The organism is Achromobacter sp. DMS1 (assembly GCF_001270295.1).
In genome coordinates this window covers 1-5024 of record NZ_LHSJ01000289.1, presented here as the reverse complement: position 1 = coordinate 5024, position 5024 = coordinate 1, and the positions used below count along the sequence as shown (strand labels likewise).

The window sequence follows — 5024 nt, the reverse complement described above, 5'->3', positions numbered from 1 at the left end:
GCTATGACGTGCTGCTGGCGCGCCCCGCAGCAGCCGCCCGCGGCCGCGCCCAACGCCGGCGTGCTGTGCTTCACCACGTCCGGCACCACCTCCAAGCCCAAGTTCGTACTGCACGACCAGCGCACCCTGCTCGCGCACGGCGACGCCATCGCGCGGGCCTACGGCTACAGCGACGATGCCTGCGTGCTCGCCAGCGCGCCGTTCTGCGGCGCCTTCGGCTTCGCCACGCTGGCGGGCGGCCTGGCGGCCGGCGTGCCGGTCGCGTGCGAGCCGGTGTTCGACGCCGCCGGCGCGGCGCGGGCGGTCAAGCGCCATCGGGTCACGCACACCTACGCCAACAACGAGGCGCTGGTCGGCATGATGCAGGCCGCCGCCGGCCCGGACGATTTCTCCTCGGCCCGGCTGTTCGGATTCGCCAGCTTCACGCCGGCACTGGACAACCTGCTGGACCTGGCCCGCGACGCCCGCGTGCCGCTGACCGGGCTGTACGGGTCCAGCGAGCTGATCGCGCTGGTGGCCGCCCAGCCGCGCACGCCGGCCGAAGGCGACACCGCCGCCCGCTACCTGCCGGGCGGCACGCTCATCTACCCCGAGCCCGCGGCGCGCGCGCGCGATCCGGCCACCGGCCAGATCCTGCCGCACGGCGAATCGGGCGAAATCGAAATCCTCTCGCCCAGCCTGATGCTGGGCTATCTGGACAACCCCGAAGCCACGGCGGCCGCCTGCACCGAGGACGGCTATTTCAAGACGGGAGATCTGGGCTACACGCTCTCGCCGCGCCAGTTCGTGTTCCAGACCCGCATGGGCGATTCCCTGCGCCTGGCGGGCTTCCTGGTGAACCCGGTGGAGATCGAGCAGGTGGTGGAATCGCTGCCCGGCGTGCGCGCCTGCCAGGTGGTGGGCGCCATGAAGCAGGGCAAGACCGTGCCCTATGCTTTCGTGCTGCTGCACGACGGCGCCCAGCCCGATCCGGCCGGCTGGACGGCCGCCTGCAAGGCGGCCATGGCCGGCTTCAAGGTGCCCGCGGGCTTCTCGGCGCTGCAGGCGTTCCCTTCCGTGGAAAGCGCCAACTCGGTCAAGATCCAGAAACATAGACTGCGCGAGATGGCCGAGGCTATGCTGGCGGCCTCGTCCTGACCCCCGGCCTTTTCCATGTCCGCGCGCAAACTCTTCTCGCACAGCCCCCAGCCCCTGTATCTGCAGGCGGCCGCTTTGTTCCGCAGCCACATCCAGAACCGGACGTGGAAGCCGGGACAGCAGATTCCGCCGCTGGAGTCGCTGACGCAGACCTACGGCATTTCGCGCGCCACGGTGCGCCAGGCGCTGGGCATGCTGGAAGAAGACGGCCTGATCCGCCGCTCACGCGGCTCGGGCACTTTCGTCAACGCGGCGCTGCCCGAAACCCCCACGCTGCTCATTCCCAAGACCTGGGCCGAAACCGTGGAACTCAGCAACCAGCTCGGCACCGTGCGCTGGTGGAATCGAGCGCGGACTCGCCGCTGCCCGACACGCTGGGCAGTGCACCTGCGCGGCGCGGCGCGACGGCCGCTTCCAGTACCTGCGCCGCGTCCACACCACGCAGGCCGGCCCCTTCTGCTACAGCGAGGTGTTCATCGACAGCGGGCTCTTCCGCAAGCATCGCGCCCGCATGCAGAAAAGCACCGTGGCGCCGGTGCTCGACCAATACTACGGCGCGCGCATCAGCGAGGCCAGGCAGGTGCTCAACGTGATCGAGGCCGGCCAGGAGTCCGCCGAATCGCTGGGCATTCCGGTGTCCTCGCCGGTGGCCGAGATCCGCCGCTACGCCTGCATCGACGGCCGGGTGGTGTACTACGCCCGCCTCGAGTTCCCGTTCCGCAAGGTGCGCATGGAGTTCGACCTGCTGTCGGACCGCTGAACCCGCCCCTTTTCTTTTCCACTACCCAGGAGACCGCCGCCCGCCATCGTCATTTGCGACATGCCGCAGCAACCGCCGCTTCGAACCATAAATCCGCATAACGGGAGACAAGCCATGTTTCATCGAAAGAAGCCCCGGATTTCGCAGCCGTTACGCAGCACCCTCGCCGTCCTGTCCCTGGCCGCCCTGCCGGCCCTGCCCGCCCACGCACAGCCCGCGCCCGCGATTTCCGATGACGTGGTGCGGCTGGGCCTGATTCTGGACATGAGCGGCGTCTACGCCGACGTGACCGGCAAGGGCAGCGTCACGGCCGCCGAGATGGCCATCGCCGATTTCGGCGGCGCCGTGCTCGGCAAGAAGATCGAATTGCTTACCGTCGATCACCAGAACAAGGCCGACCTCGCCTCGGCCAAGGCGCGCGAGTGGTTCGACACGCAGCACCTGGACGCCATCATGGACGTGGCCGGTTCCGCGCCGGCCCTGGCCGTGCTGGAAGTGGCGCGCGAGAAGAAGAAAATCGTGATGTTCAGCGGGCCCGGCACCGAGCGCATCACCAACGACTTGTGCTCGCCGTATTCGGTCCACTACACCTACGACACCTGGTCGCTGGCCAACACCACGCGCGCGCCAACGTGGAGCATGGCGGCAAGACCTGGTATTTCCTGACGGCCGACTATGCTTTCGGGCACACGCTGCAGGCTTCGGCCACCGAGGTCATCGAGCAGCACGGCGGCAAGGTGCTGGGCGCCTCGCGGCACCCCATGGGCGCCAGCGATTTCGCCTCGTACCTGCTGCAGGCCCAGGCGAGCAAGGCCCAGATCATCGGCCTGGCCAACGCCGGCGGCGACACCGTCAACGCCATCAAGGCCGCCAGCGAGTTCGGCCTCACCAAGGGCGGACAGAAAATGGCCGGCCTGCTGCTGTACATCAACGACATCCATGCCATCGGCCTGGAAGCCACCCAGGGCCTCACCCTGACCGAGGCGTTCTACTGGGACATGAACGACCAGACCCGGGCATGGTCGCAGCGCTACTATGACAAGCTCAAGAAAATGCCCAACATGAGCCAGGCCGGCACCTACTCCTCCGTCATGCATTACCTGAAAGCGGTGCAGGCGGCCGGCACGGACGAAACCGCCGCCGTCATGAAGCAAATGAAGGCCATGCCCATCCACGACTTCTTCGCCCCCAACGGCCGCATCCGGCCGAGGACGGCCGCATGGTCCGTCATGCAGGCCGGTCAGCTCCGACCAGTGCGCGCGCGGATTTTCGTGATGCGCGGTGTGAAGGCCGATATTGAAAAGCAGCGGATTGACCAGCCCCTCGAAATTGCGCGCGTAGCTCAGGCGGGCGACGCGCTGCGGCCCGCCATCGGCATGCGCGTGCTGCAGGTAGTTGGTGGCCAGCAGCCAGTGCAGCCCGTGCAGTTGCGGCACGATGACATACAGCAGCGCCTTGGCCGGGTCCAGCGCCAGCAGGCCGCCCCACAGCCCGAGCCAGGCCGCGTACTGGCCCATGCAATAGCGCCACACGCCGCCGGCGGCGGCGCAGCCGGCCCAGCCAGGCGAAAAAGAGCGGATACAGCACCCACACCGCCTGCGCGGGATGGATGAGATAGCCCCAGAGATGATTGGTGTCGCCCCCGAACCGATACGTGCGCGCGCGTCGCGCGGACCGTGCTTGTGGCGGTGGTGGTTGGCCACGTGCGCCGGAAAGAACACGAAAGTGGGGTGCCCCTGCAGCAGCGTGATGACGTAATCGGTGATGCGGTTCGCGGCGCGCCCGCGCCACATGCGCAGGTGTGTGTGATTGTGGTGAATAACGCCGATGCCCAGCGTCAGGAACAGCATCAGCCCGTACAGCGGCCACCGGAATCCGTGCGCCCACTGCCAGGCCGCCAGGGCGGGCAGCGCCGCCAGGTAGGCCAGGCTCTGCCAGTCGCGCCGGTTGCGCAGGCGGGGCGGCCGCATGCGCTCAGGACGCAGGCCCTGCGCCGTCTGGCGCCGTTCGTGCGCGCGCAACTGGGCCTCGGCCGCGTCGGCCGCGAGCCGCGTGCCGAACAAGCGGTCCATGAACGTGAACTGGAACCCGTAGTTGCCGTGATAGCAGGCGTGGTGCAGGTGATGCCGCCGGCTCGCGGCAAACCAGTGCGCATGGGACACCCCGGGAAAGAAATCGTAGTTCGCGTGGCCCACGCAGTTGAAGAACAGGCTGAAGAGCGGCACCGAAAACAGCGACCAGAAGCTGAAGTCGTGCAGCACCATGGGCAGCAGGATGACGTTGCCCAGCATCAGCGCCTCCACCGGATGGAAGCTGTAGGTGGAAAACGGCGTGGTCACCACCGAGCGGTGGTGCGGCAGGTGAAAGCGCCTGAGCGCCCGCGTATGCAGCAAGCGGTGGTTAATCCAGAAATGCACGTCGTTCCAGGCGAGCAGGAACAGGATCTCCAGCGCGATCCGCCCCGGGCCGGCATCCGGGTCCAGACGCGCCCAGCCCAGCTGCAGCAGGCCCCAGGGAAAGATCATGCCGGTGCCGAAGAGCAGCACCGACACGCCGGACTGGATGAGTTCGCGCCGCAGCTGGCCAGGCGCCAGCGGCCGCGGATCGAGCGGCCTGCCGATGCCCAGCGCCGGCAGGATGCGGCGCGTGAGCAGCCAGGTGGCGGCGCCGGACAGAAGATAGATGCCGCCGAAGAACAGCAGGCCCGCCAACATGACCTGCCAGGCGGAAAGCGCTTCAAAAGCTTGGGCCATGTCGAGGGCTCACCCGGGGAATGGGCGCATCATAAGCAATCCCGCCCGCGGCGGACGCGCCAATATTTACCAAATGATTCCAGACACCACAAACCCCGACGCGCGCCGCTCAACCCGCGGGAAAGCGCCGGTCCAGCCCGGCCGCGGCGGCCGCGATGCGCGCCGCGAGCGCGGCGCTCGCCGCCGGCATCGGCGCACGCAGTTCGGCGCGCATCAGCCCTGGTGCGCGAGCAACGCCTTGACGGGGCCGGGGTTCGGCTCCGCGAACGCCAGCCGTATCACCGGCGCAAGCGCATGGAACAGGCGCGCGCCCGGTCGAGCTGCTGCGCGCGCACCGCCCGGTCCAGCGCCACGAACAGGTCCGGGCGGATGTG

Annotated in this window: 1 protein-coding gene and 5 pseudogenes; 3 read left to right on the top strand and 3 right to left on the bottom strand. The window is 68.4% G+C overall.

Annotation, left to right across the window (positions count from 1 at the left end):
- From AD428_RS22660 to AD428_RS22650, 3 genes and pseudogenes are all read left to right on the top strand, one after another.
- Positions 1–1137, top strand: a 1137-nt coding sequence (locus tag AD428_RS22660) for an AMP-binding protein (protein WP_053246664.1), incomplete at its 5' end; no start/stop codon positions are given.
- Between the two features lie 15 nt (positions 1138–1152).
- Positions 1153–1897, top strand: a pseudogene (locus AD428_RS22655) (GntR family transcriptional regulator).
- Between the two features lie 114 nt (positions 1898–2011).
- Positions 2012–3122: pseudogene (locus AD428_RS22650) on the top strand (ABC transporter substrate-binding protein); the annotation flags it as partial.
- A 64-nt stretch (positions 3123–3186) separates the two neighbouring features.
- Here the strand turns inward: AD428_RS22650 and AD428_RS28610 are convergent.
- The 3 pseudogenes from AD428_RS28610 to AD428_RS25720 form a co-directional block, all read right to left on the bottom strand.
- A pseudogene (locus AD428_RS28610) lies at positions 3187–3918 on the bottom strand (fatty acid desaturase); the annotation flags it as partial.
- A pseudogene (locus AD428_RS28605) lies at positions 3898–4650 on the bottom strand (sterol desaturase family protein); the annotation flags it as partial. The pseudogenes AD428_RS28610 and AD428_RS28605, both read right to left, overlap by 21 nt.
- Positions 4651–4759: 109 nt before the next feature.
- Positions 4760–5024, bottom strand: a pseudogene (locus tag AD428_RS25720) (dihydrodipicolinate synthase family protein); the annotation flags it as partial.